This is a genomic window from Methylophilus sp., assembly GCF_052173275.1.
In the GTDB taxonomy this organism is placed as follows: Bacteria; Pseudomonadota; Gammaproteobacteria; order Burkholderiales; family Methylophilaceae; genus Methylophilus.
This window is the reverse complement of record NZ_JBQMUL010000002.1, coordinates 2403138-2426198: the sequence shown is the minus strand read 5'-3', so window position 1 is coordinate 2426198 and position 23061 is coordinate 2403138. Positions and strand designations below refer to the sequence as shown.

The following is a 23061-nucleotide window of genomic DNA, read 5'->3' as shown; positions in this document are numbered from 1 at the left end:
GAAAAAACATATAGAAAGACACAATGATGATCAACTTATATACATGGGCGACACCGAATGGTCGAAAAATCTCCATCATGCTTGAGGAGCTCGGCATCGATTATGCGGTGAGCCCGGTTGATCTGGGCAAGCTGGCACAATTTTCCGCAGAATTCAGTGCCATTTCGCCTAACAATAAGATCCCGGCCATTGTGGATACTGCAGCAGAAAGCGCGCCACTGGCTATTTTTGAAAGTGGCGCCATCCTGACTTACCTGGCGGATCAAAGTGGACAGTTTTTAGCAGCACATGGCCAGGCGCGTTACAACGCGCTTGCGTGGCTGCATTGGCAAACCAGCAGCCTGGGGCCTATGTTTGGCCAATTAGGTTTTTTTGCTGTCAGAAGCCAGGAAAAAGCACCCCTTGCCATTACACGATTCACTGAAGAAGCGGATCGATTGCTGACCGTGCTGGAGACCCAGTTAGCAAGTCATTCTTATGTGGCGGGTGAGGATTACTCTATCGCGGATATCGCTTGCTATCCCTGGGTGCTGGCTGCCACAACGTATCTTAAAACGGTGCTTGAGGATTCGTTAGCAACGAAACCCTCGATACAACGCTGGTTGCAAGTGGTGGGTGACCGGCCAGCGGTGAAACGTGGCATGGCTATCCCCAAACTTTAATATTTTGCATCCTAACTGCCATGTGGACGACCACTTTTCAATACTCAAAAACCCGGCAAGCCATTGCGCTGCATGTGTTTGGCAAGCATGAAGCCAAACATCAAACACCCGTGGTGATTTATTTCCACGGTGGGCTGTTTAACTGCGGCAAGGTGGAAGACGCTTACGCGATGGCAAATGCCCTTTCTGAACAAGCGGTGGTCGTGTGTGTGGATTATCCATTGGCACCCTGTGTGCATTTTCCTGACACGATAGAAGTCGCCTTTGAAGCGCTGGCCTGGGTCGCCAAGCATGCACTCAAGATAGGTGCCGATGTAAAACGTGTGTTTGTTGCTGGCGAGCAAGCCGGTGGCAACCTGGCTGCAGTGGTTTCTATGTTATTTCGCGACAGAGGGATAAGTGGCATGCGCTTGTCTGGCCAAATACTGATTAATCCCATGCTGGATGCCTTGCAAACTTCCAAGTCTATGGGCGCCACCATGGATTCGCCTTGCAGGCGTGCCTGGGCAGACTATATTCAAGTGACCAGTAATGCCACGCACCCATATGCCTCGCCAGTGAATTCCTGCAGGCTGGCAGGACTGGCGCCGGCGTTGGTGATCACCAGCCATGAAAATCCCCTGCGGGACGAGGCAGAAGCTTATGCAGCAAAGCTATTGCTGGCAGGTGTGCCGGTGCAGGTGCAACGGCTGGATGATGGTGCTCAACGCCTGACGGCGGATGTACACCCGGCTTTCGATGCCAGCTGCCAATTAATCAGACATTTTATTAAAGGCTAACGCGTTGATATTTCACTAGAAGTTCAATTTATCAGCACGCTTCTTGTACGAATATTCCTACAAGACTTTCAGAAAAAGCTGTATGGAGCAGAGTTTGAGAAGCCAGCATTATTGAGCCTACATTAAATGCATTGCTACAAATTAAAAAAGAGGGAGGATTAATCATGACACAATTCAGAGGATCGAACATCCAGGAACGAGCCAAAGGCAGTATTGCGATATCCTTGGCCGCCATTACCGCTGGTGCAGTTGCCGCCGCGCTGGTGATTATGTCGATCGGCTCAATTGTGACGATTATTTCTATCGGCTCCTCTATCAACCCTGGCATGCAAGCCGCTACACCTTTGATAGAAACGACTCACATCGCCGTGCTCACTACAGCTGATCACGGTCATTTCAAGCAAGTTAAGAAGTTGACCAAGAGAAATGAAAAGAGTTTCTATCTTGATGCAGTCCTGCGTGAAGACTCTCATCACATGCCTACGCCAACCAGTGAGCAACCTATACAGCAGCCTAAGCTGACCATCAAAGGCAATCACGTTTTTGCTTAAGTATTGAATATCTCAAAGGCTAACCCGGTGCAAAGGCTAGCGTCTTTAGTTCTAATGATCAGTTGCCTGTTAATGGCAGAAAGCCTGGTCGCGGGCGAAGTCAGCAAAACACCGCATGTCGCCTTTTCAAGCAAATTCCGTAGTGTCGATTACTTTTTCACTGACCGCGCTGAAACCGCAGCCATCGCTGATGGCGCGACTTATGACGTCGCTATCCGTGAAGTGGGTTGGGACCTGATTTCTGCCGTAGGCCGCGCTTGTAGCTCGGTCAAAAATATTCAGGCCATTTTTATTGACCGCATCAACTTCAAGGAACGTCATTCATTTGTGGTGCTGGGGGTATTGGCAGATCTCGAGTTTCTGGCATTTAATATTGATAGTGCCTTACCGAACACCACTCTGAAAGAACTCATCAGCGCTTTCGAGCGTGAGCATATTTCCGTCATCCGCCTGGCTGAAGCCAGCAGCGTCGAGTTGTTGATCGCAAACAAATAACTTCACTTGTTGAATCCAGCCTAAATCGCATAGATGTTAATCAGGCTGCGCTCCTGCGTATGTTCACAGGTCTGGAAATGGATAAAGTAAGTTTGCCCAACCCTGATAAATTTAGTCGCATCTACCAGATCATCCAGCGTCAATATCGGGTTATCGCCCATGTGCGTCGGAATAGTGATAGTGGCATTAGACAAACTGAAGGTGATGCTTTCGGTAGTGATGCCACTCTCACTGCGCTGCACGCTTTTGATTTTTGTTTTGGCGATCTGCTGCTGGCAATCCGGCATCACCTCTTCCAGATTGATCAAGGCAATCACAGACGATTTATCGGCTGCTGTTTTGGCAGGCTTGCCAGTCATTTTTTCAACATGCGTGCTGATGACGCGGGCGCTATCACTGGCAGCGGTTGTTAATGTGGCTACACTTAAAAGAGACAGACATAAAGCGAATCTTTTTAAACGATGATGCCCAAGACCCGAGGAAAATATCATGGTTAAACCTTTTTTATCATTATTGTGATGTGTTGCAATTGAGCGCCGCAAAGCATTTTTACTACGCTTATTCTCAGCTTCAATTTCCCATCAGGAGTTTACAATAAACACTTTGAAATTGTTTATGTAGCAATAATTTCTTCTGCCTGAAAGCAGGCTCAAAAGCCCCGAAATGGTGCAAAGTACTTGAGTCATGTAGACTTTTAAGGCATTGTGGGCGATTAAATGCAATTGGTATGATCCAAATACATTGGGATAAATGAATGAGCGGCACGCATCACTCCGAAAAAGCATGTCTTGAGCGAAAAAACACCTCGCTCAGCACAGGAGGCAACACCTCCTTGCAATCAGCTTTTTTTCAAACAGGCATCATGGAAATCGGCAAACTGAATATTGTATTGATCGGTTTGATTTTCGTGATACTGATCGCCCTGATTTCAAAGGAAGAAGCCTCACCGCTAGCGAACCAGGCTGTGCGAGTTCAAACGGTCACCACGCCAGAAATCGCGGTGCTTGACCCGCAAGACACCATGCCTGAGGCGACAGCACAGATCGACCCACCTAAATCTGAATTTAAAGCGCCTTCCAAACCGCATAAAAAACATGAAACAACGGCCCCGGTAGTCGAACATCTCAAGCAAGCAGAACTAGTGGCGGGAAACCCTGCCACCAATGCAGAGCCTGCCCCTGACAATAGCCCCAGGCAGGACACTGACCGCCCGTTGCAAAAAGAACCTTCCAAGAATATCCTGGTGTTTAATATCTGGAGCCTGTCTGAACTAAGATTGCGCAGCACTTTTACAAAGTTGATCAATGATGGCTCGGCCCCACCGGCGATAGTGGATTCCAGAAAAAGGGAATACCTGAATTTTGTGAATAAACGCACGCACAAATGCGGCGAACTGCACAACAAGTTTGCCAGCAATATCAATACGGTAGAAAAACTGAATTTTAAAGACAAAGATGTAGAAGTACTGGAATGCCATACCTCGGAAAACATCACCGAATTGAATAAGTTAAACGATTCCGCACCCTACGACTCTTGAGTCTGGGGCAATACGCTTGCGCTAGCGTTCCAGTTCAAACACGACACCCATACTTCTAGCCCTAGATTTTCTCGTGAAAGTTGGCCGCGCCTTTTTTCCAGTAAGCGGCGGCTTTCATGTGCTCTTTCGCTTGCCCTTTCTGCAGCAGGATATCCCTGGCCTGTAATGCAAACACATGCTCGCCAGCCACCCAGCTAAATCCTTCACCCGCCGGCAATTCCAGTGCTTCTATCAGTCCAATGGCCTGCTGATGCGTCTCTACCCAAGTGATTTGACGATTACTTGCAGTTTCAAAGCGACGACGGTCACTTTCATCATCGACCTGGATAACAGCAATGACGTGCGCTTCTTTCGGCAGTTCATCTATCCTGCGTGCCAGCGCCGGCAGGCTGGAGGAGTCTGCGACCAATAGATGCCAATCAAAATCTTGCGGGATCACCATAGAACCTTTGGGCCCAGCAATCACGGCGGAATCGCCTGGTCGTGCATTTTTAGCCCAATCCGAAGCATCGCCATGGGCATGCAATGCAAACTCAATGGTTAATTCTTGTGTCGCCGTATTAAAGCTGCGCGGCGTGTAATCTCGCCTGACTGTTTCACCTGCCACGTTGGTGAAAATGAATTTGATATGGTCATCAAACGACAGGCTATTGAACTGGGCAAGTAAAGGCCCGGTAAACACAATGGTTATAAACCCCTCACTGGTTTTTTCTACGCGCGACACCACTACCGGCCTTTGTTGCAGCTCAAACCTGACTCTTTCAAAGTTGCGTTCTTTCATGACAGTTTCCATAGCGTGTTATTTAGTTGATAATATCAACTATGATGAATAAAAAAGTAGACAAAGTCAACCATAATCCGGATGATAAGCACCAGGTGTTTGAAACCATCCATCGCCTGATGCATCACTTCCGTGCGCGCCAATACCGGTTTATCCAGGAAAGCGGCGTGGACCTGACGCATATGCAACATAAGGTGCTGGGATTTTTCGCCCGTCATCCTGCAGCGACACTCAGCGATATGGTGTCCTATACAGGCAAAGACAAAGCGCAAATCGCCAGATTGATTACAGAAGTACGTAGTAAAGGATTGCTGGATGCCACACCGGATGCGTCTGATAAAAGAATATCCAGACTAAGCCTGACGCCTGAAGGCAACAAGGTGTTTGAGAGCCTTAAAACTTCAGAAAAGGAATTGTCTGAATTGGCTGTACAAGGATTATCTGAAGAAGAATACAAAACGTTGCTGATTCTGCTGGCAAAAATCAAAAGCAATATCGCAACCAATTAACACTGGCCGCCCTCTTCAGCTACTTTGTCATTCGCCACTTTAAAAGCTATCCGTCCTGCGCTTCAGTAACAAGAAATACTTTCTCACCAACTGCTGAAAAATCAACACCTGGCAAACAGCTGATGTATTTGCATCAACATTTAGTCCCCGCCGTAAAGCTTGGCCACATTGATTTCATTCAGGAAAAACATGGCACGAAGTTTGATAAAGCTAACAGTTGGATTAGGGACAACCCTTTTCATTGAAGTAGTTTGAAAGAGAAATCATTTATGAAAAACGTATGGCGTGCCATTCAGTTTATTCCCGAATATAAAGGGAAAGTCGTTGGTGTCATTCTGGTGGGCACCGCGCTTGGATTTATCAATACCGCCACACCTTATATCTACAAATTTATCGTGGATGTCATTTCCCGTATGTTTTCCGGGGCAGTCACCCAGGCAGAAGCCACCTGGAGCGTCACTGTTTTACTCGGCGTATTTTTCGCCTTGCGTCTGGGCGTCGTTATTTTTGGTGCGATTCAAAACAAACAGGCGGATGACCTGTGGCTGGACACCGTCAGCACTTTCCGCCAGCGCGTATTCGACAATATGACGCAAAAATCTATCGACTATTTCGAGAAGACCCGTGTCGGCGAAATCATGGACCGGTTTGGCACGATTACCAGCATTACCATGTGGCTATCGTCGCTCACTGAAGGCACGCTGTCAGGCCTTCTGCAAATGCTGTTTATCCTGACCGTTTTAGTGATTAAAGCACCGGTGATTGGCCTGATCATGACCGTGGTGCTGGGCATCAACTTCTGGATTTCATACCGGACAGTAGGCTGGACGCATAAACACCGCCGCGGCTGGCAAGCATTAGCGGGACGGATGACAGGTTTACTGGCAGAAATGGTCGGCAATATCGCCACAGTCAGGAGCTTTGGCGGTGAGCCAGCAGTGAAACAACGCTATGACAACACACAAGCAGAGTGGCGCATCGTGCGCGACAACCTGCATAAAACGCAGTGGAAATCCGAACAAGGCTTGAATGTCGTCAATACTTTTGGTGTATTTGCAGCGGTAGCACTCACCGTGAACGGTGCCCTGAAAGGCGCTTATACCACTGGTGACATTTTATTGGTATTAACCCTGAGCCAGAACCTGATCAGCACCATTGCCCCGATCTCTCGCCAGGTAAACCAGGCCAGTGAAATCGAGAGCAGCGCCGAACGTCTGATAGAACTGCTGGATGTCGAGGCTGAACATCACGACAAACCTGATGCTATCATCCTCAAGCAGCTGGAAACCATCACTTTCGAGAATGTCACCTTCCGTTACCCGGGCAAAGAGATCAGCGCCCTGCAGCAGGTGTCATTCCACATATCGGCCGGACAAACGCTAGCGTTGGTCGGCACCAGTGGCAGTGGCAAAACCACCATAGTCAAACTGCTGATGCGTTTTTACGACCCAACAGAAGGCCGCATACTGATCAACGGCATTGATTTGCGGGATTACCAGCAGCGCAGCATACGCGCTGTGATGGGCGTTGTGCTGCAAGATGTCGCCTTATTCAACGACAGCATAGGTGAAAACATCGCCTTTGCCCGCCCTAGCGCTACGACAGATGAAGTGATTGCCGCGGCCAAAGCGGCGCATGCTGATGAGTTTATCCTGCACCTGGACCACCAATACGAAACCCTGGTCGGTGAGCGTGGCATCAAGCTTTCAGGCGGCGAAAAGCAACGCGTCGCCATTGCCCGCGCCATCCTCAAAGATCCGCAACTGATCATCCTCGATGAAGCCACCAGCGCGCTGGATTCCGAATCTGAACACCTGGTCCAGCAAGGGCTGGAACAACTGGTTTCAGGCCGCAGCTCAGTGATTATTGCGCACAGGCTCAGCACTGTGATGAACGCAGACATCATCCTGGTGCTGCAATATGGCCATGTGATCGAGAGAGGCGCACATGCTGAGTTGCTCGCTGCCCAAGGCCTGTATGCCCGATTATTTTCCCTGCAATCCAAAGGCCATCTGGCAGTCGCCTAGGCCTGACTTCAACTTTAACTACGAATGGTGATCTCAATATGAGTATTTCTCTTTATCAAGTATCTGTCCCGGTATTTATCAAATTTCTTGGCAATCTATCCCTGATCCTGGATAAAGCTACTACCTTTGCCGCCGAGAAAAAAATAGAACAAAGCGTGTTACTCGAAACTCGCCTCTACCCGAACATGTTTACCTTTGGCCGTCAGTTACAACGCGTGGCTGACCACGCCACCAGCTATTCCGCCAGGTTGGCCGGACTTCCGCCGCCTGTATTTGACCTGCCATTAGCCAGCATTGCCGACTACCAAGTGTTGATCAAAGCCTCGATCGAGTTTTTGTCAGGTCTGGAAGCCAGCCAGATTGATGGCCAGGAGCTCCGTGAAATCTCCATTCCACGTGGTACCGAGGTCAGAGTCGTGCAAGCCCAGACTCATCTGCTCAACAACATCTTGCCTAACTTCTATTTCCACCTGACCACGGCATATGCAGTGTTGCGGAATATTGGAGTGGATGTGGGTAAGCAGGATTTCTTAGGCAGGTCTTAATCTGCAACTCCTCAGGCAAGCGCGCACTAAGGCACGTTTGCCCTGTCAGACATTCATATTGCGACTTGTGCTCAAGGACCCGGTATGAAAACAGACAAAGCAGCTGAGGATAAGCATGGACTGGCAAGAGCCATAGTACTTGCTGTTGTTTTTATATGGTTTTTCATTGGCGGCATTGCCCACTTTGTATTCACTGAGCTTGAGATGAAAATCGTGCCGCCCTGGCTGCCTGAGCATCGGCTGTTAGTGCTCGTGAGCGGAGTATTCGAGTTAATAGGTGCGCTAGGGATTTTATTTACCCCCACCCGCCGTATTGCTGGCTGGGGGTTGATTGTTTTAACCATTGCTGTCACACCTGCCAATATTTACATGTGGCAAAACCCCGGTCAGTTTCCCGAGGTGCCATACTGGGTGCTAAGCCTGCGCTTGCCATTGCAGTTAGTACTATTAGTCTGCATCTGGTGGTCAACACGCGTTCCTGAAAACAGGGTGGGTACCTAGCACCCAATCCATCTAAATGCGTCTTTAAAAATTGGCAGGCCGACGATTATTTCCTTAAATGCGCATTAAAAAAGGCAATGCTGCGTTGCCAGGCCAGTGTTGCAGCAGCTTCATCGAATCTTGGTGTCGTATCATTATTAAACCCGTGCTGTGTGCCTGAATAGATATGCGCTTCATAGGGAATATTGGCAGCCTTCAGCGCCTGCTCATAAGGTGGCCAGCTGGCATTTACCCTTTCGTCATTTTCGGCAAAATGGATGAGCAAAGGCGACTTGATATTTGGCACTAATTCCAGCGGCGGTGCGCTGCCGTAAAATGGTACAGCGGCGGCCAGATCAGGCAAGCGCGTCGCCAACAGGTTAGAGATTCCGCCACCATAGCAGAAACCGATCACACCGACTTTACCGTTACTTTCGGGCAGCTGTTTTAACCAATGGAAAGCAGCCACAAAATCTTCATGGGCTTTGGGTTGTTCCAGTTGCTTGAACAATTCACGCGCTGCGTCTTCATCCCCAGGGTAACCACCGAGTGGGAACAAGGCATCGGGTGCAAATACAATAAAGTTTTCCAGTGCAATCCGGCGCGCGATATCTTCAATATGCGGGTTCAGGCCACGGTTTTCGTGGATTACCAACACCACGGGCAGTGTACCTTTGACCTCGGCCGGTTTGACCAGATAGCCTTTGGCTTTGCCATAGCCTTTGGGCGAATCAATTTCTACATAATGGGATTGCAGGCGTACGTCCTGGCTACCGACCTTCTGTGCATGTGCAAACTTGGGGTTCAATGCTTCCAGCAAGCCCACGGCGGTAAATGCGCCCGCAAATCGCGTGGCTTTTGAGATGAATTCGCGCCTGTCGATATCGCCGTGCACCAGCTTGTCGAACAAACGTAGCACTTCAGGGTGGAAGTCGTTTGCGGTGTATTTGAGGCTATTCGTCATTTAAGTGCTCCTTGATATCAAATCCGTTATTTTCGGTATAAAGCAATGCCATAGAAATCAAGTTTTCAAACTGACCATTTCTTTTTTCGGCATTCATATGCAAGCCTTCTTTTACAAATCCAAAGCGCTCATACAGCCTGATGGCACGATAGTTGTGCTCCCTTACTGTAAGCTGGATTCTGGATAAACCTTTGTTCTTTGCCGCATCGAGTGCCGTCTGTATTAAACGCTTTCCCAGGCCCTGATTTCGGTGTGTTTCTATGATGCCTATCCCGAGTACGCCAACGTGCGCATAAATCGACCGCTGCAAAGGGGTAATATCACACCAGCCAATCACTGTTTGCTTCTCGAGTAATACATAATGCGGCCAATGCCCGTTGATATTCCTTAGTACAAAGTCGCGGGTCATTTCGGCAGTAGGTGGCTCATTGAATGAGAGATATTGTTGCTCCCTCACTACGCTGGAAACAGCCGCCGCAAAGCCTTCCAGGTACTCTTCACTGATCGGTGAGATCAAATAGCGCATTGCATTAACACTGCCGATGATTGCTTATGCATCTGCGGTTTCTATCTCAGACATGGTTAACAGTGCTTTCAATGTCACGCCAGCCGCCTGCAATGCTGCCGACCCGCCTGTCTCGCGGTCAATCACGCATATGGCGTATTCCACCAACAATCCATCCGCATTCAGCAGTTTGATTGCATCTAAAATAGCGCCGCCACTGGAGACCACATCTTCTATCAAGACAAACCGCTTACCTTTTAATTCAGTGCCTTCTGCATAGCGGCATGTGCCGTACGCCTTGGCTTCTTTTCTGATGAATGCAGTGGGGAGCCCGGTCAACTGACTGAGTACGGTGACGATCGGAATCCCGCCTAACTCTAACCCTGCCAGCACTTCTGTATCAGCGGGAATCAGTGGCACTAGCGCTTGCGCGATGTCTTTCAGTAGCGTGGGATCGGCTTCGAACCGATATTTATCAAAATAGGTCTGGCTGCGTTTGCCTGACCTTAATAAAAAATCGCCGGATAGTTGCGAGGTTTGTTTAATACGGCTTGTCAGACTCATTGCGTTTCCAGATGGTCAATAAAAAGCCCTCATGAAGCTTAGGGTTCATGAGGGCTGGTATAGAACACTTAACTACAAAAACTTTAACTTAGGCAACCGCGCGTAAATTACCCGCACCCGCTTTGCCGCGTACCAGTGGCAAGACTTCTTCACCCACGCGGTAAGCTTCTTCCAGGTGTGGCGTACTGGCCAGGATGAAGGCATCCGTGCCTAGTTGCACCAGTTCATCCAACCTTGCGGCCACGTTTTCGTAGCTGCCGACGATACCCAGTGTTTGGCCGCCACGTAGCAAGCTGAATCCAGTCCAGATATTCGGGGCGAGGATAAAGTCTTTGTAGCTGTTAATGGTCTGTGGCCGCAAACCACGTTGACGGCTTGCACCGACGGAGTCACCGGCATTTTGCGCTTTGTAACGCTCCAGCACTTCTCTTGGGAGGTTATCAAAGCCACGGCTGACTTCACGCCATGCTTCTTCTTCCGTCGGTCTGGCCACGATGTCTACGCGGATAGAGCACTTGATCTTGCGGCCGAGATGATCGGTACGCTCTTTTACGCGGGCAAATTTGTCTTTGATCTGCTCGAACGGCTCCAGCCATGTCAGGTAGTAATCCGCATGTTTGGAAGCCGAAGCCAGCGCCGCGTCAGAAGAACCTGAGAAATAGATCTCTGGATATTCTTCTTTGGATAGCGGATCTGGCAAGCCGGCATCTTCTACCTGGTAAAACTGGCCGTTGTAAGAGAACGGGCCACCTGCCCAGATGCCTTTTAATACATCCAGGAATTCAGTGGTGCGGCCATAGCGGTCGTCATGTTTTACAGGGTCTCCCCACCAAAGTTGTGATGGGCCACCGCCACCGGTGATCACGTTATAGAGCGCGCGGCCGCCAGTTGCACGTTGCAGGCTCGCTGTCATGCGTGCTGCGGTGACCGGGTTAAGGAAACCGGGCTGAAACGGAATCATGAAGCGGAAGTTCTTGGTCTCGCGCGCCAGGAAGGCTGAAATCACCCACGGCTCATCGGTATTAGGGAAGGACGGAATCAACCCGCCCTGAAAACCGGAGATTTCTGCGGCACGTGCGATTTCTGCCAGGTAATCGATATAGGTGAAGCCATCATCGCCACCGCCGCTCAAACCGCTCAGGGTCTGGTTATCATTGCCGGGGAACCAGTCGCCACGGAAAGGTGAACGGGCCCGGTGTGATGTAGGCTCGCCGTGGGTTGGAATTCTCCAGAAAACATCTATTGTCATTTTTATCTCCTCATTAATCCTAGGCAGCCTGCTTTTGTGCCGGATTGGTTAACTGGCGCACCAATGGCAAGACATAGCTGCCCACGCGGTAGGCTTCTTCAAAGTGCGGCACGGCGGCTAATACGAACTGCGTCACACCCAGGTGGGCATAAGCCGCCAGCGCGGCTGCGACTTCATCATAACTGCCGATTAAGGAAGCCTTGGCGCCAGTGAAGCTTTCGGCAAACCCTGGCCATAGCACGGCAGCATCATCTTTAGGGGCGGCTGCATCGGTTTGGACTAGGAAGCGTTTGGCATCCGCCAGGGCTTCTTCACGTGTTTCGCGCGCCAGCACATCAATGCGTAATGCGAATTCCGGGTTGCCTTGGGCTGCTTTCTGGTATTGCGCGATCTGTTGCGCGATCACCTGGTGATCGGCGGCTTCCAGTACATGTACATCTGCGTGCTTGGCCGAAAGCGCGACTTGCTCTGGCGAGGTGCCACTCAGGTAAACGCGTGGCACTTCGCGGTTAGATAATGGGCCTTGAAAGCCACCATCCTGCACCTCAAAAAAGCGGCCAACAAAGTTGAACGGGTAAGTCGTCAATACCCCCTTGGCGACGGTGATGAACTCATCAATGCGCGCCAGGATATCTTCCTTTGGCACAAAGTCACCCAGCTGTTTGCGCGTATGCTCATCGCTGGTGCCTTCGGTGATGTGCCAGGCAAAGCGGCCACCGGTGTAGCGTTGAAAGCTCACTGCATTTTTTGCCGCATATACCGCTGAACCCCTGGAGGCATCAAATTGGGTCAACAGGCGCAGACGCTGTGTGCTTCTTGCAATATAACCTGCCACTATCCAGGGTTCTTCGCCATCCGGATTGTCTGGAATAAACACACCGGTAAAGCCTGAGATATCCGCTGCCTTGGTGACCTGGTGGATATAGTCGTAATAGTTGAATGCGTTCTGGCGCGGGTCAGTCACGCCACTCCCAAATACCGGGTAATGCGGGTCAGAAGCCTCTCCGCGGCGTTGTTTAGTGGCATCGCCATAGCGTGCATCGCCAGAGGTAGGAAGCTGCCAATAAAATTGATTAGCCATTGTTTTCTCCTTCATGATGTCAGCACAAGTCTGTGCTTTTCAATTACGGGCTAACGCATTATTTGCATTTTTCGTGCCAATATCAGCCCCTACTAATCACTTGAGAAAGTAAAAATAACCTGATGAATTTAAAGGTCTTTTTTTAAATTTAATTTGCGGAATAATCAATACGGCGCACAAGCTGTTGCCTGAGCAACAACGGCACCATCAAAGGTGTTGGTGAAGCAACTTTAGCGTTGCTGATAATCACGGCGGCTAAAGTGACTTACGCGCCACCAGATAGGCATAATCGCCCTGCCCGATGCGGTAGCTGTCCGCCACCTGGGAGAAGGCACCTGATTTGATATCGCACTGCAAGCGCTGCAAGCCTGCAGCAAGCTCTGTGTCAGGACACAGGGACGCGAAAGAAGACATATTGGCGCGCACCTTGGGGTCGAGATATAGCGCTGGCCGTGCTTTGCCGGCATACAGAAACAGGTCTTCCAGAGCGTTGGTTACACAAAAAGGCACGATGCGTTCTATCTCGAACCCGGCAGACTGTAAGGCAGCCGTCACCGCGGCCTCTGTCGGCATCTGCTCTATGGCTCGTTTCATCATTTGCGGAAAGTAATGGCAAAGCCAGTAGCCACGCATCTGCTTGGGAAAAGCCGTAAACAGCACAAAGCGGCCCTGCTGCATGACGCGATAGACTTCGCGGAAGGATTGTTGCAAATCTGCAAAGTGATGAATCGCCAGCGTGCAGACGACGCCATCAAAAACATCATTCGCGTAGGGCAACGCATTCGCCTTGCCTAATTGCCATTGGGTACGAGGATGACGTGATTGCGCTTGCCATGAGCGCTGCGCCCTGGCCTGCCGTATCATGGTTTCGGAGATATCAACGCCGTGCCATGTGCCTGCCAGCGCCGCCAATGCCTGCGTGTAGCTGCCGCTGCCGCACGCCAGATCCAGGTAATTGCCTTGCGCCTGCAAACCCAGCAATTCAGCCAGCGTGGCAGTGATGGCGGCATCCGCACAACGGGTCTGGCTATAGTTCAGCCCTATCGTGTCATACAGCGGCTGCATGTGAATTTCTGTGACGATTGATAGCCAGCTTTAACGCCTCGGCCTGCACTCTCGCCACTTCAGCAAAATCCGCCTGTGCACTGGCATACAAGATACTTCTGGAAGCACTGATGACCAGCCCGGTGCCATCTGCCGTTTGGCCCGCCTGTACGATACTGCCGACATCGCCGCCTTGCGCCCCGGCGCCAGGGACTAAAAATGGCATATCACCCACAATCCCCCTTACCTTGGCGACCTGTTCAGGCCAGGTCGCGCCCATCACCAGCAGGCAGTTGTGATTAAAATTCCATTCATTAGCAACCAGCTGCGCGATATATTCATATACTGGCTCGCCATTTGAACCTGCCTGCTGCAACCTGACTTCCTGCAGTTGTGTAGCCCCTTCATTAGAGGTTTTGCACAAAACAATGACGCCTTTGTCCTGATAATCCAGAAACGGCTTCACCGAATCGAACCCCATATACGGATTCACCGTAACGGCATCTACCTGATAACGGACAAACGCCTCTTTGGCATATTGTGCTGCCGTGCTACCGATATCACCGCGCTTGGCATCCAGGATGACCGGAATATGCGGATAACTGGATTTAATATAGGCGATCGTCTTCTCCAGTTGCTGCTCGGCGCCCAGCGCAGCAAAATAGGCAATTTGCGGCTTGTATGCGCACACAAGATCATGCGTGGCATCAATGATCGCCTGGTTAAACCTGAATATATTGTCATCGCCTGACGCCAACGACTTTGGAAAGCGCTCAATATCAGGGTCCAAACCGATACAAAGCAGAGAATCGCTACTTTGCCAGGATGCTTGAAGCTGTTTAATAAAGCTCATTGATATGCTCCGTTACGGCCTTCAAGCTGCGCCAGACGCATGCAATATTTCGCCAGGGAAGGCATGATGGCAACCTTTGAATTTGCACACATGGCGCTCCCCTCCGGCTTTTTACGCACTTTGTGAGTTACTCGTTAAAACTAAAAGTGCCTTCTGCCACAAACTGCTCTATCGCTTTTCTTGGCGTTGGTTGCTCACGCTCATGAAAGTCCTCTGGCAATACAGATTTATCGGCCTGTTTGCCTACGGCAATCAAGATCTCTACCTGGTAGCCTTCAGGCACGCCCAATGCTGCAGGGGCTGCCTCACGGTTAAAACCACCTATGGCACGTGTACGCCAGCCGGATTGGTAAGCTTGAAAAGCGAGGCTGGCCCACGCAGCACCTGCATCCAGGGAATGGTTTTTTAACGGCGATGGCGTTGTTTCGCCCTGGCGTACATGTGTTTTTTTGGAGACCAGTGCGATCAGCACGGCGGCGCGGTTGACCCAGCGCTGATTGTTTTCATTGAGCAATGCGAACAGTCCATCCCAATGCTCTGAACCATTTTTGGCATAGATAAAGCGCCATGGCTGCGAGTTGTTGGCAGAAGGCGCCCATCTGGCGGCTTCAAACAGGCTGCGCAAGGTGGTGTCATCTATCGCTTCGCCGGTATAGGCGCGTGGTGACCAGCGGTCTATGAAAATAGGTTCTATGGTGTGTTGTGCGTTTCTGCTTGTCGCTTGTGTCATGTCATTCTCCTGATGATTAATGAGGTGTTTGTGAGTTTGGGCCACTGGAGGTGTTCAGATTACTGCTCCAGCCGCCGCCTATGGCCCTGATCAGTGCAACGCTGGCTTGCAATTGCCTGCCGTGGATGGCGATCAGGTTGCGCTGGTTATTGAGGGTATTGGTCTGCCAGGTGATGACATTCAGGTAATCCAGCGTGCCGGCTTTATAGCGGTTGGTGGATTCCTGTAAAGCATCACTGGAAGCCTTGATCGCATCCTGCTGAAACCCGGCTTGTTCAGAGAGCATGCTGATGGCCGCCAGTTGATCTTCGACTTCCTGAAAGGCAGTCAGCACCGTTTGCCGGTATTGGGCAACGGTGGCATCGTAGCCAGCAATGGCGGCGTTGGTTTGCGCCTTGCGCAAGCCGCCATCAAACACATTGAGTGCGATCAGCGGCCCGATTGACCAGATGCGGCTGGGCGTGGAAATCAGGTTGCTGAAAGCATTACTTTGATAGCCTGCGCCGGCTGTCAAATTCAATGAGGGAAAGTACGCTGTTTTGGCAATGCCTATCTCGGCATTGGCTGAAGCAACGCGGCGTTCTGCCGCGGCGATATCCGGGCGTCTCTCGAGCAATGCGGCGGGCAGGCTGGCCGGTACCGAAGGTGGCGTCAGTTGCGCCTGCATATTAAACGGGTTGGCGATGATGCTAAGCTCGGCGGGGGCTTTACCTAGCAACAAGGCAATCGCATGCTCGCTTTGCGCACGTTGCAGCCGTGTTTCAGCAGCAACGACCAGCGTGTTGTTGTGCAAGGCATCGGCCTGGTTGACGTCTGTTTTAGTGGCAACGCCGGCACGATAGCGGTTGATGGTGACCTGCTTGGATCTATCCAGCGCTTTCAGGGTGTCATCCAGCAACACCAGTTGGGTATCCAGCACCCTTAGCTGAAAGTATTCTTGTACCAGGCTGGCAATCAGCGAGAGCTTGGTGACTTCAATATCGGCTTTAGTTGCCTGCAAAGTCGCGTCACCCGATTCGATCTGTTTACGGATGCGGCCCCAGATATCCGGCTCCCAGGAAGCATTCAGGCTCAGATTATATGTCTCAAGGATAGGATCGCTACCTATGCGGATGGCGTTAGTACTGCGTTTGGCACGTGTGGCGGAGCCGTTGGCAGTCACCGTAGGCCAGAGTGCCGAGCGGTTGACGGATGAGGCCGCTGCCGCACGGCGGAAATTGGCCTCGGCAAGCACCAGGCTCTGGTTGGCGGAGATGGCTTGTGTGACCAGGCCATTGAGTTGTGCATCCTGGTAGCTCTCCCACCAGGCAGTGCGTAGTTGTTCATCTGCGGGCTGGCCGGTTTTCCAGCCATTGACTGCATTGGCTTGTTTAAAGGTTTCCGGAATGGCAACCGCAGGCTTTTCATACTCAGGCCACAGCGAGCATGCGCTAAGCAATAAAAAAGGGATCAACCCGATACGTTGTAATGGATGTTGCATATCAAGCCTGCTTTAAATGCGAATAGGGTTTAAGGTTAAAACGACGGATAAAGTAATGCCGCATGCGGTCCAGCGCCAGGTAGACGGTGGGCGTGGTATACAGCGTCAGCAACTGGCTGAATACCAGCCCGCCGACCACAGAAATGCCTAATGGCTGGCGGATTTCAGCACCATCACCAGAGCCCAGGGCCAGTGGCAAAGCGCCCAGCATGGCGGCCAGCGTGGTCATTAAAATCGGGCGGAAGCGCAACAGGCAGGCTTGCCGGATAGATTCATAAGGTGAAAAACCGGATTCGCGCTCCAGCTGCAAGGCGCAGTCGATCATCATGATGGCGTTTTTCATGACAATGCCGGTCAGCAAAATGACGCCAATCAGTGCGATGATAGAAAACTCGGTATCGCACACCATCAGCGCCAGCAAGGCGCCTATGCCAGCCGAAGGCAAGGTAGAAAGGATGGTCAGGGGGTGGATAAAGCTCTCATACAGGATACCGAGCACGATATATACAGTCAGCAGCCCGGCCAGGATCAACCAGGGCTGGCTATCCAGCGAGGCCTTGAACATTTTGGCGGCGCCGGAGAATGTACCGTTGACGTTATCAGGCGCACCCACACGCTGGAACGTTTGTTCAATGGCAGCGGTGGCCTGTTCCAGGGCAAAACCTTCCGCCACATTGAAAGAAATCGTCGCGGCCACAAACTGCCCCTGATGATTCACCGCCAGCGGCGCGCTTTTCAAATGCCAGTGGCTGATCGCAGATAATGGCACACGGGTATTGTTAAGCCCGGCCAGATAGATCTGCTCCAATGCCTGCGGCCCTTTGGTGAATTCCGGCGACAGGGTCAACACCACGTAATACTGGTTCAGCGGCTCATAAATCGTCGAAATCAGGCGCTGGCTGAACGCATTATTCAATGTGGCATCCAGCTGGGCAGCGGTAATCCCCAATTGTGCAGCCGCCTGGCGGTCCACCTCCAGTTGCAGTTGTAAACCCTGGGTCTGGAAATCCGTGTTGACGTCCGTCAGCTCCGGCAGGCGGTTCATTGCCCCGCGCAATTTTGGGGTGATTTTTTCCAGCGTGGCAATGTCATCCGCCAATAAAGTGTACTGAAACTGGGCACCGCCCTGCCTTGCACCTATGCTGAGCTCCTGTTGCGACATCACCATCAGCGACACGCCAGGCACTTTCATTAATTTTGGCCGCAAACGCGCCACCACATCGGCGGCGGTCGCTTCGCGTTCATCGGCAGGCCGCAGGCTGGCAAACATGGTGCCGGTATTGGTCTGCCCACCCCCCGCGCCGCCGGTATATTCATAATAGGTTTTGATATCCGGATCCTGGCTGACGATGGTCATCAGCTTATCTATGCGTTTGCGGATTTCAGCGAAAGAAAGACTTTGATCGCCCTGGAAAGAACCTTGCAGGCGCCCGGTATCCTGCTGCGGAAAAAAGCCTTTGGGAATAATGCGGTACAGATGCACGTTCAGCACAATCACGCCGAATAGCAATATCAGCATCAGCCAGCCATGCCTCAGCGTCCAACCCAGCGTGCGGCGATAGACCTTGAAAGGCAGATCAGCCAGCCTGGCGAACCAGCCCGGGGATTCACTGCTGCTTTTGGGTGGGTGCGGCTTGAGGAATCTCGCACACAACATAGGCGTGGCAGTCAATGACACCGCCAGCGAGATCAGTACTGCGACTGACAAGGTGACGGCAAACTCCCTGAACAAACGCCCCAAAATGCCATCCATAAACAGCAATGGCACAAACACGGCCACCAGTGACAGGCTCATTGCCAGCACGGTAAAACCGACTTCTTGCATGCCCCTGATGGCGGCTTCTAGCGGCGTCTCGCCCTTTTCAAGGTGCTGTATGGTGTTTTCCACCACCACGATCGCATCATCCACCACAAAGCTGGCGGAAATGATCAGTGCCATCAGGGAAAGATTATTCAGGCTGTAGCCCAGCAGGTAAATCACCGCCAGCGTGCCGAGTAAAGACACGGGAATGGCAATGGTCGGGATCAGGGTCGCACGGCCATTGCGCAAAAAGATAAACGTCACCAGGATCACCAGGGCGATCGAGATATACAGCGTATGCTGCACTTCGGTAATCGATTTCCTGACCGTGGTACTGCGGTCGATAATCACATCCAGGTCAATCGCACTTGGAATCAGCGTTTTAAGTTTAGGCAGCATGCCATGGATCGCATCCACCGTTTCAATCACATTGGCGCCCGGCTGGCTGAGCACGACCAGCATCACGGTCGATTTGCCATTGGCAGAACCTGCGTTGCGGACTTCCTGCACCGAGTCTTTGACCGTGGCCACGTCGGATAAACGGATAGGCGACTGCCCGCGATAAGCCACGATCAGCTGTTGATAATCCACGGCGCGTTTAGCCTGGTCGTTGACTTCGATCTGCCAGGCGCGTGTTGCGGTTTGAATCTGGCCTTTGGGCCGGTTCTGGTTGGAAGCGGCAATCGCCGTGCGTAACTGTTCCAGGCTGACACCATACTGGTTCAAGGCATTCGGATTCACCTCCACCCGCACCGAGCGCAAGGCGCTGCCATTGATACTGACCTGCCCTACCCCTTTGACCTGGGAGATCTTCTGGCCAAGGATAGAAAACGCATAGTCATATAACTGCTCTTTGCTATGCGTGGGCGAGGTCAATGAAATCGCCAGGATAGGCGCCGCTGAAGCATTGATGCGCCTATAGCTGGGGTTGGAGGGAATATTGCGTGGCAACAAGGCGCGTGCGGCATTGATCGCCGCCTGTACATCCCTGGCGGCACCATCGATGTCGCGGTCCAGTTCAAATTGCAGGTTGATACGCGTCGCGCCCTGGGTATTGGTCGAGGTCATTTCCTCTATACCGGCGATCCTGCCGAAGGCGCGTTCCAGCGGCGTGGCGACCGTGGCGGCCATGGTTTCCGGGCTGGCGCCCGGTAAATTGGCGGAGACGTTGATGGTCGGATAATCTACCTGTGGCAAGGCCGCGCGTGGCAAGGCGTTAAACGCCAGCACACCGGGCAAGGCAATTGCCAGGGTGAGTAATGACGTCGCCACCGGTCGCCGGATAAATACCGTCAGGAAACTCATGATTTTTCCAGAGGGGTTGCTGCGGTGGCGATAGACGCAGGCGGAGTGCGTTGAAAGCGGCGCGCCAGGCGATCAAAGCTCAGGTAGATCACCGGTGTGGTATATAGCGTCAATACCTGGCTGAACAACAGACCACCGACCATGACGATGCCTAGCGGCTGGCGCAGTTCTGAGCCGGTGCCGTGACTGAACATCAGCGGCAAAGCGCTCAGCAATGCGGCAAACGTGGTCATCAGGATAGGCCTGAAACGCAACAAGGCGGCCTGGTAAATCGCCTGAGGTGCCTGGCTGCTGTGCTGCCGCTCGGCATCGAGTGCGAAATCGATCATCATGATGGCATTCTTCTGCACGATGCCTATCAGCAACACAATGCCGATAATGGCGATAATAGTCAGCGAATGGCCGCTGATAAACAGGGCTAGCAACGCGCCGACACTGGCAGAAGGCAGTGTAGAAAGAATAGTGAGCGGATGCACATAACTTTCATACAGCACGCCCAGCACGATATACATAGTGATGATCGCCGCAATGACCAGCAGCAACTCGTTATCCAGCGCAGCCCTGAAAGCCAGTGCCGCACCCTGGAAACCTAATTGCACCGTAGATGGCAGCCCCAGTTTGGCGGTGGCAGACTCAATCGCATTGACCGCTTCACCCAGCGAGACACCACTGGCCACATTGAAATACACCACGGCCGCCGGGAACTGGTCTTGCCGATGCACCACCAGACTGCCTGAACCTTCACTGATACGTGCAATCACTGACAGCGGGATGGATTCGCCAGCGGCATTGGTCACGTACAACTGTTCCAGCGCATGCACCCCGGCATCAGGGTTGCTATTGGCTTCCAGCACGACTCGATACTGGTTGGTCTGGGTAAAGATGGTGGAAATAAAGCGCTGGCCATAGGCGCTGTACAACACATCATCAATCGCCGCCATACTGATACCGAGCCGGCTGGCTGCGTCCCTGTCTACTTCCACATAGGCCTTCAGTCCTGATGTCTTGTCGCTGCTGGCCACATCGCTGAGTGCTGGTAATTTCTCCAGCGCATCGACCAGTTTAGGGATACTTTGATGCAAAGCCTCGGCATCTAGGCTCACTGCGGTCAACTGGTAACTGGTCGGGCCAGTACGAGTCTCCACGGTTAGATCCTGTACCGGTTGCATGCTGATACTAAAGCCCTGATCGTCAGGCACATGCTGCTGTATACGTTCGATGACTTCGCGCACGCGGGCTTTGCGCGAATTAATCGGTTTCAGTGCAATCAGCAAGCGGCTTTCATTCAGCGTTTTGTTGACGCCATCAACGCCGACAACGGAAGACACATTCGCCACATACGGGTCCTGCAAAATGCTTTCTACCATCGCATGGTGTTTTTCCGACACCTGCCGGAATGACCAGCTTTGCGGCGCCTCTATCACCGCCTGTATTAAGCCATTATCCTGCGTAGGGAAAAACCCCTTAGGGATCCACCATACCAGCAGGAAAGTCAGCACGACCGTGATCAGTGTGACCGCCAACGCCAGTGGCTGATGCGCCAATACCCAGCTTAGTGAACGGCCATAGTGGTGAGTGAGCGCGTTAAAACGTTGTTCTACCCAGTGCTGCCAGCCTTTGCTGCGATGAGGATCGACCGGTTTTAACAGACGGGCGCTCAGCATCGGCGTCAGGGTCAGCGACACGATGCCTGAGATCAGGATCGCGATCGCCAGGGTGCTGGCAAATTCCCGGAACAGCCGCCCGACCACATCCTGCATAAACAGCAGCGGGATCAGCACTGCAATCAGAGAGAAAGTCAGCGAGATAATGGTAAAACCGATTTCCCGCGAGCCATCCAGCGCTGCCTGCATGGGGCTGGCGCCCTCTTCAATATGGCGTGAAATATTTTCTATCATCACGATCGCGTCATCGACCACAAAACCGGTCGCAATCGTCAGCGCCATCAAGGTCAGGTTATTGACGCTGAATCCCGCAAAATACATCACGCTAAAAGTACCCAGCAGCGACAAAGGCACCGCCAGGCTGGGGATCAGTGTGCCGGACAGCGTGCGCAGGAACAGGAAAATCACCATGATCACCAGGCCGATCGCCAGCATCAGCTCAAACTGTACATCGTGGATGGCACTGCGGATGCTGGTGGTTCTGTCCGAAATCACATCAATTTGGATATCAGATGCGATGGTGGCTTTTAGATCCGGCAGCAACGACTGTATCCTGTCCACCACATCGATGACATTGGCGCCCGGCTGGCGCTGGATGCTGAGCAGGATCACCGGCCGTTGATTGACCCAGGCACCCAGATAAGGGTTTTCGACATCGTCGGTCACTTCAGCCACATCGCTTAAACGCACCGGCGTGCCATTGCGGATGGCAATGATCTGCGTACGGTATTCGCTGGCTTTTTTCAGCTGGCTATTGGCATCCAGCGCAATCGAAAGGAAAGTCCCATCGATATTGCCTTTGGCCTGGTTGGAGTTAGAAGCCGCAATCGCCAGGCGTAACGCTTCAAAGCTGATGCCATAAGCTGCCAGCGCTTGCGGGTTAGCACGAACACGCACCGCCGGGCGGTTACCGCCACCGACGCTGACCAGGCCGACACCACTGACTTGTGAGATTTTTTGCACCAGCCGCGTTTCCACCAGATCCTGCAGATCGGGCAATGCCAAAGTCTCATCACTGACAGCCAACGTCAGCACGGCAGCATCGGCCGGGTTGACTTTATTAAACACCGGCGGCGCTGGCAAATCCGTAGGCAGGTAGTTGTCGGCGGCATTGATCGAAGCCTGCACATACTGTTCAGCCTCATCCAGGCTTAAATGCAGTGCAAATTGCAAGGTGATGACAGAAGCACCGGCCGAGCTGGATGAAAACATCTGGCTGAGGCCGGTCATGGAGCCGAACTGGCGCTCTAGCGGTGCGGTGACAGCTGTCGCCATAACATCCGGGCTGGCACCAGGATACATAGTGACCACTTGTATGGTCGGGTAATCGACTTGCGGGAGCGCAGATTGCGGCAGCAAGCGATACGCCATCAGGCCGGACAACAGAATGGCGAGCATGAACAGCAGGGTCGCTACCGGACGCTCAATAAATATGCGGGAGGGATTCATGAGTTA

22 protein-coding genes are annotated in these 23061 nt (G+C 52.1%); 9 read left to right on the top strand and 13 right to left on the bottom strand.

The annotated features are described in order from the left end of the window. Positions 1-23: 23 nt before the first annotated feature. The 4 genes from ACTS9Y_RS12805 (at position 24) to ACTS9Y_RS12790 (ending at position 2487) form a co-directional block, all read left to right on the top strand. Positions 24-662, top strand: coding sequence for a glutathione S-transferase N-terminal domain-containing protein (locus ACTS9Y_RS12805; protein WP_442586316.1), 639 nt, complete (start codon positions 24-26; stop codon positions 660-662). 20 nt (positions 663-682) lie between these two features. Beyond that, positions 683-1441: an alpha/beta hydrolase gene (locus ACTS9Y_RS12800; RefSeq protein WP_442586315.1), complete on the top strand. Its 759-nt coding sequence runs from the start codon at positions 683-685 to the stop codon at positions 1439-1441. A gap of 164 nt (positions 1442-1605) precedes the next feature. After that, positions 1606-1992, top strand: coding sequence for a hypothetical protein (locus tag ACTS9Y_RS12795; RefSeq protein WP_442586314.1), 387 nt, complete (start codon positions 1606-1608; stop codon positions 1990-1992). 72 nt (positions 1993-2064) lie between these two features. Next, positions 2065-2487, top strand: a complete 423-nt coding sequence (locus ACTS9Y_RS12790) for a hypothetical protein (protein ID WP_442586313.1) — start codon at positions 2065-2067, stop codon at positions 2485-2487. A 20-nt stretch (positions 2488-2507) separates the two neighbouring features. Here ACTS9Y_RS12790 and ACTS9Y_RS12785 read toward each other — a convergent pair whose 3' ends face one another. Further along, positions 2508-2978 (bottom strand): hypothetical protein, encoded by a 471-nt coding sequence (locus ACTS9Y_RS12785; protein WP_442586312.1) that lies wholly within the window; start codon positions 2976-2978, stop codon positions 2508-2510. A 371-nt stretch (positions 2979-3349) separates the two neighbouring features. Here ACTS9Y_RS12785 and ACTS9Y_RS12780 point away from each other — a divergent pair, with 371 nt between their 5' ends. Then, entirely contained in the window at positions 3350-4024 is a 675-nt protein-coding gene (locus ACTS9Y_RS12780; protein ID WP_442586311.1) for a hypothetical protein, read from the top strand. Positions 4025-4085: 61 nt separating this feature from the next. On the opposite strand, the gene ACTS9Y_RS12775 is transcribed toward ACTS9Y_RS12780, so the two are convergent. Then, complete coding sequence (locus tag ACTS9Y_RS12775; protein WP_442586310.1) at positions 4086-4805, bottom strand: siderophore-interacting protein; 720 nt, start codon at positions 4803-4805, stop codon at positions 4086-4088. A 41-nt stretch (positions 4806-4846) separates the two neighbouring features. Here ACTS9Y_RS12775 and ACTS9Y_RS12770 point away from each other — a divergent pair, with 41 nt between their 5' ends. From ACTS9Y_RS12770 to ACTS9Y_RS12755, 4 genes are all read left to right on the top strand, one after another. Then, a complete protein-coding gene (locus ACTS9Y_RS12770) occupies positions 4847-5314 on the top strand; it encodes a MarR family winged helix-turn-helix transcriptional regulator (protein WP_442586309.1) in 468 nt (155 codons plus the stop codon). 269 nt (positions 5315-5583) lie between these two features. Beyond that, the gene (locus ACTS9Y_RS12765) at positions 5584-7341 is read left to right on the top strand and encodes an ABC transporter ATP-binding protein (protein WP_442586308.1); all 1758 of its coding nucleotides are present in this window, start codon (positions 5584-5586) and stop codon (positions 7339-7341) included. Between the two features lie 38 nt (positions 7342-7379). After that, entirely contained in the window at positions 7380-7886 is a 507-nt protein-coding gene (locus ACTS9Y_RS12760) for a DUF1993 domain-containing protein (RefSeq protein WP_442586307.1), read from the top strand. An 84-nt stretch (positions 7887-7970) separates the two neighbouring features. Further along, positions 7971-8387 carry a DoxX family protein gene (locus tag ACTS9Y_RS12755; protein WP_442586306.1) on the top strand — a complete coding sequence of 139 codons (417 nt, stop codon included), beginning with the start codon at positions 7971-7973 and terminating at the stop codon, positions 8385-8387. 46 nt (positions 8388-8433) lie between these two features. Here the strand turns inward: ACTS9Y_RS12755 and ACTS9Y_RS12750 are convergent, their stop codons facing one another. The 11 genes from ACTS9Y_RS12750 to ACTS9Y_RS12700 all read right to left on the bottom strand — a co-directional run bounded on the left by ACTS9Y_RS12750 (position 8434) and on the right by ACTS9Y_RS12700 (position 23055). Next, complete coding sequence (locus ACTS9Y_RS12750; protein ID WP_442586305.1) at positions 8434-9330, bottom strand: dienelactone hydrolase family protein; 897 nt, start codon at positions 9328-9330, stop codon at positions 8434-8436. Next, positions 9320-9856 carry a GNAT family N-acetyltransferase gene (locus ACTS9Y_RS12745; RefSeq protein WP_442586304.1) on the bottom strand — a complete coding sequence of 179 codons (537 nt, stop codon included), beginning with the start codon at positions 9854-9856 and terminating at the stop codon, positions 9320-9322. The genes ACTS9Y_RS12750 and ACTS9Y_RS12745 overlap by 11 nt, the downstream gene beginning before the upstream one ends. A 24-nt stretch (positions 9857-9880) precedes the next feature. Beyond that, positions 9881-10399 (bottom strand): orotate phosphoribosyltransferase, encoded by a 519-nt coding sequence (gene pyrE / locus ACTS9Y_RS12740; protein WP_442586303.1) that lies wholly within the window; start codon positions 10397-10399, stop codon positions 9881-9883. 88 nt (positions 10400-10487) lie between these two features. Further along, on the bottom strand, positions 10488-11648 hold the full coding sequence (locus ACTS9Y_RS12735) for an LLM class flavin-dependent oxidoreductase (RefSeq protein WP_442586302.1): 1161 nt from the start codon (positions 11646-11648) through the stop codon (positions 10488-10490). Between the two features lie 19 nt (positions 11649-11667). Continuing rightward, positions 11668-12729, bottom strand: a complete 1062-nt coding sequence (locus tag ACTS9Y_RS12730) for an LLM class flavin-dependent oxidoreductase (protein WP_442586301.1) — start codon at positions 12727-12729, stop codon at positions 11668-11670. Positions 12730-12984: 255 nt separating this feature from the next. After that, positions 12985-13794, bottom strand: a complete 810-nt coding sequence (locus ACTS9Y_RS12725; RefSeq protein WP_442586300.1) for a class I SAM-dependent methyltransferase — start codon at positions 13792-13794, stop codon at positions 12985-12987. After that, positions 13778-14626, bottom strand: a complete 849-nt coding sequence (gene pyrF / locus ACTS9Y_RS12720) for an orotidine-5'-phosphate decarboxylase (RefSeq protein ID WP_442586299.1) — start codon at positions 14624-14626, stop codon at positions 13778-13780. Before pyrF ends, ACTS9Y_RS12725 begins: the two co-directional genes overlap by 17 nt. 127 nt (positions 14627-14753) lie before the next feature. Continuing rightward, entirely contained in the window at positions 14754-15356 is a 603-nt protein-coding gene (locus ACTS9Y_RS12715) for a nitroreductase family protein (RefSeq protein WP_442586298.1), read from the bottom strand. A gap of 16 nt (positions 15357-15372) precedes the next feature. After that, on the bottom strand, positions 15373-16836 hold the full coding sequence (locus ACTS9Y_RS12710; RefSeq protein ID WP_442586297.1) for an efflux transporter outer membrane subunit: 1464 nt from the start codon (positions 16834-16836) through the stop codon (positions 15373-15375). Position 16837: 1 nt separating this feature from the next. After that, a complete protein-coding gene (locus tag ACTS9Y_RS12705; protein WP_442586296.1) occupies positions 16838-19942 on the bottom strand; it encodes an efflux RND transporter permease subunit in 3105 nt (1034 codons plus the stop codon). Beyond that, positions 19939-23055 (bottom strand): efflux RND transporter permease subunit, encoded by a 3117-nt coding sequence (locus ACTS9Y_RS12700; protein ID WP_442586295.1) that lies wholly within the window; start codon positions 23053-23055, stop codon positions 19939-19941. Before ACTS9Y_RS12700 ends, ACTS9Y_RS12705 begins: the two co-directional genes overlap by 4 nt. Positions 23056-23061 lie beyond the last annotated feature (6 nt).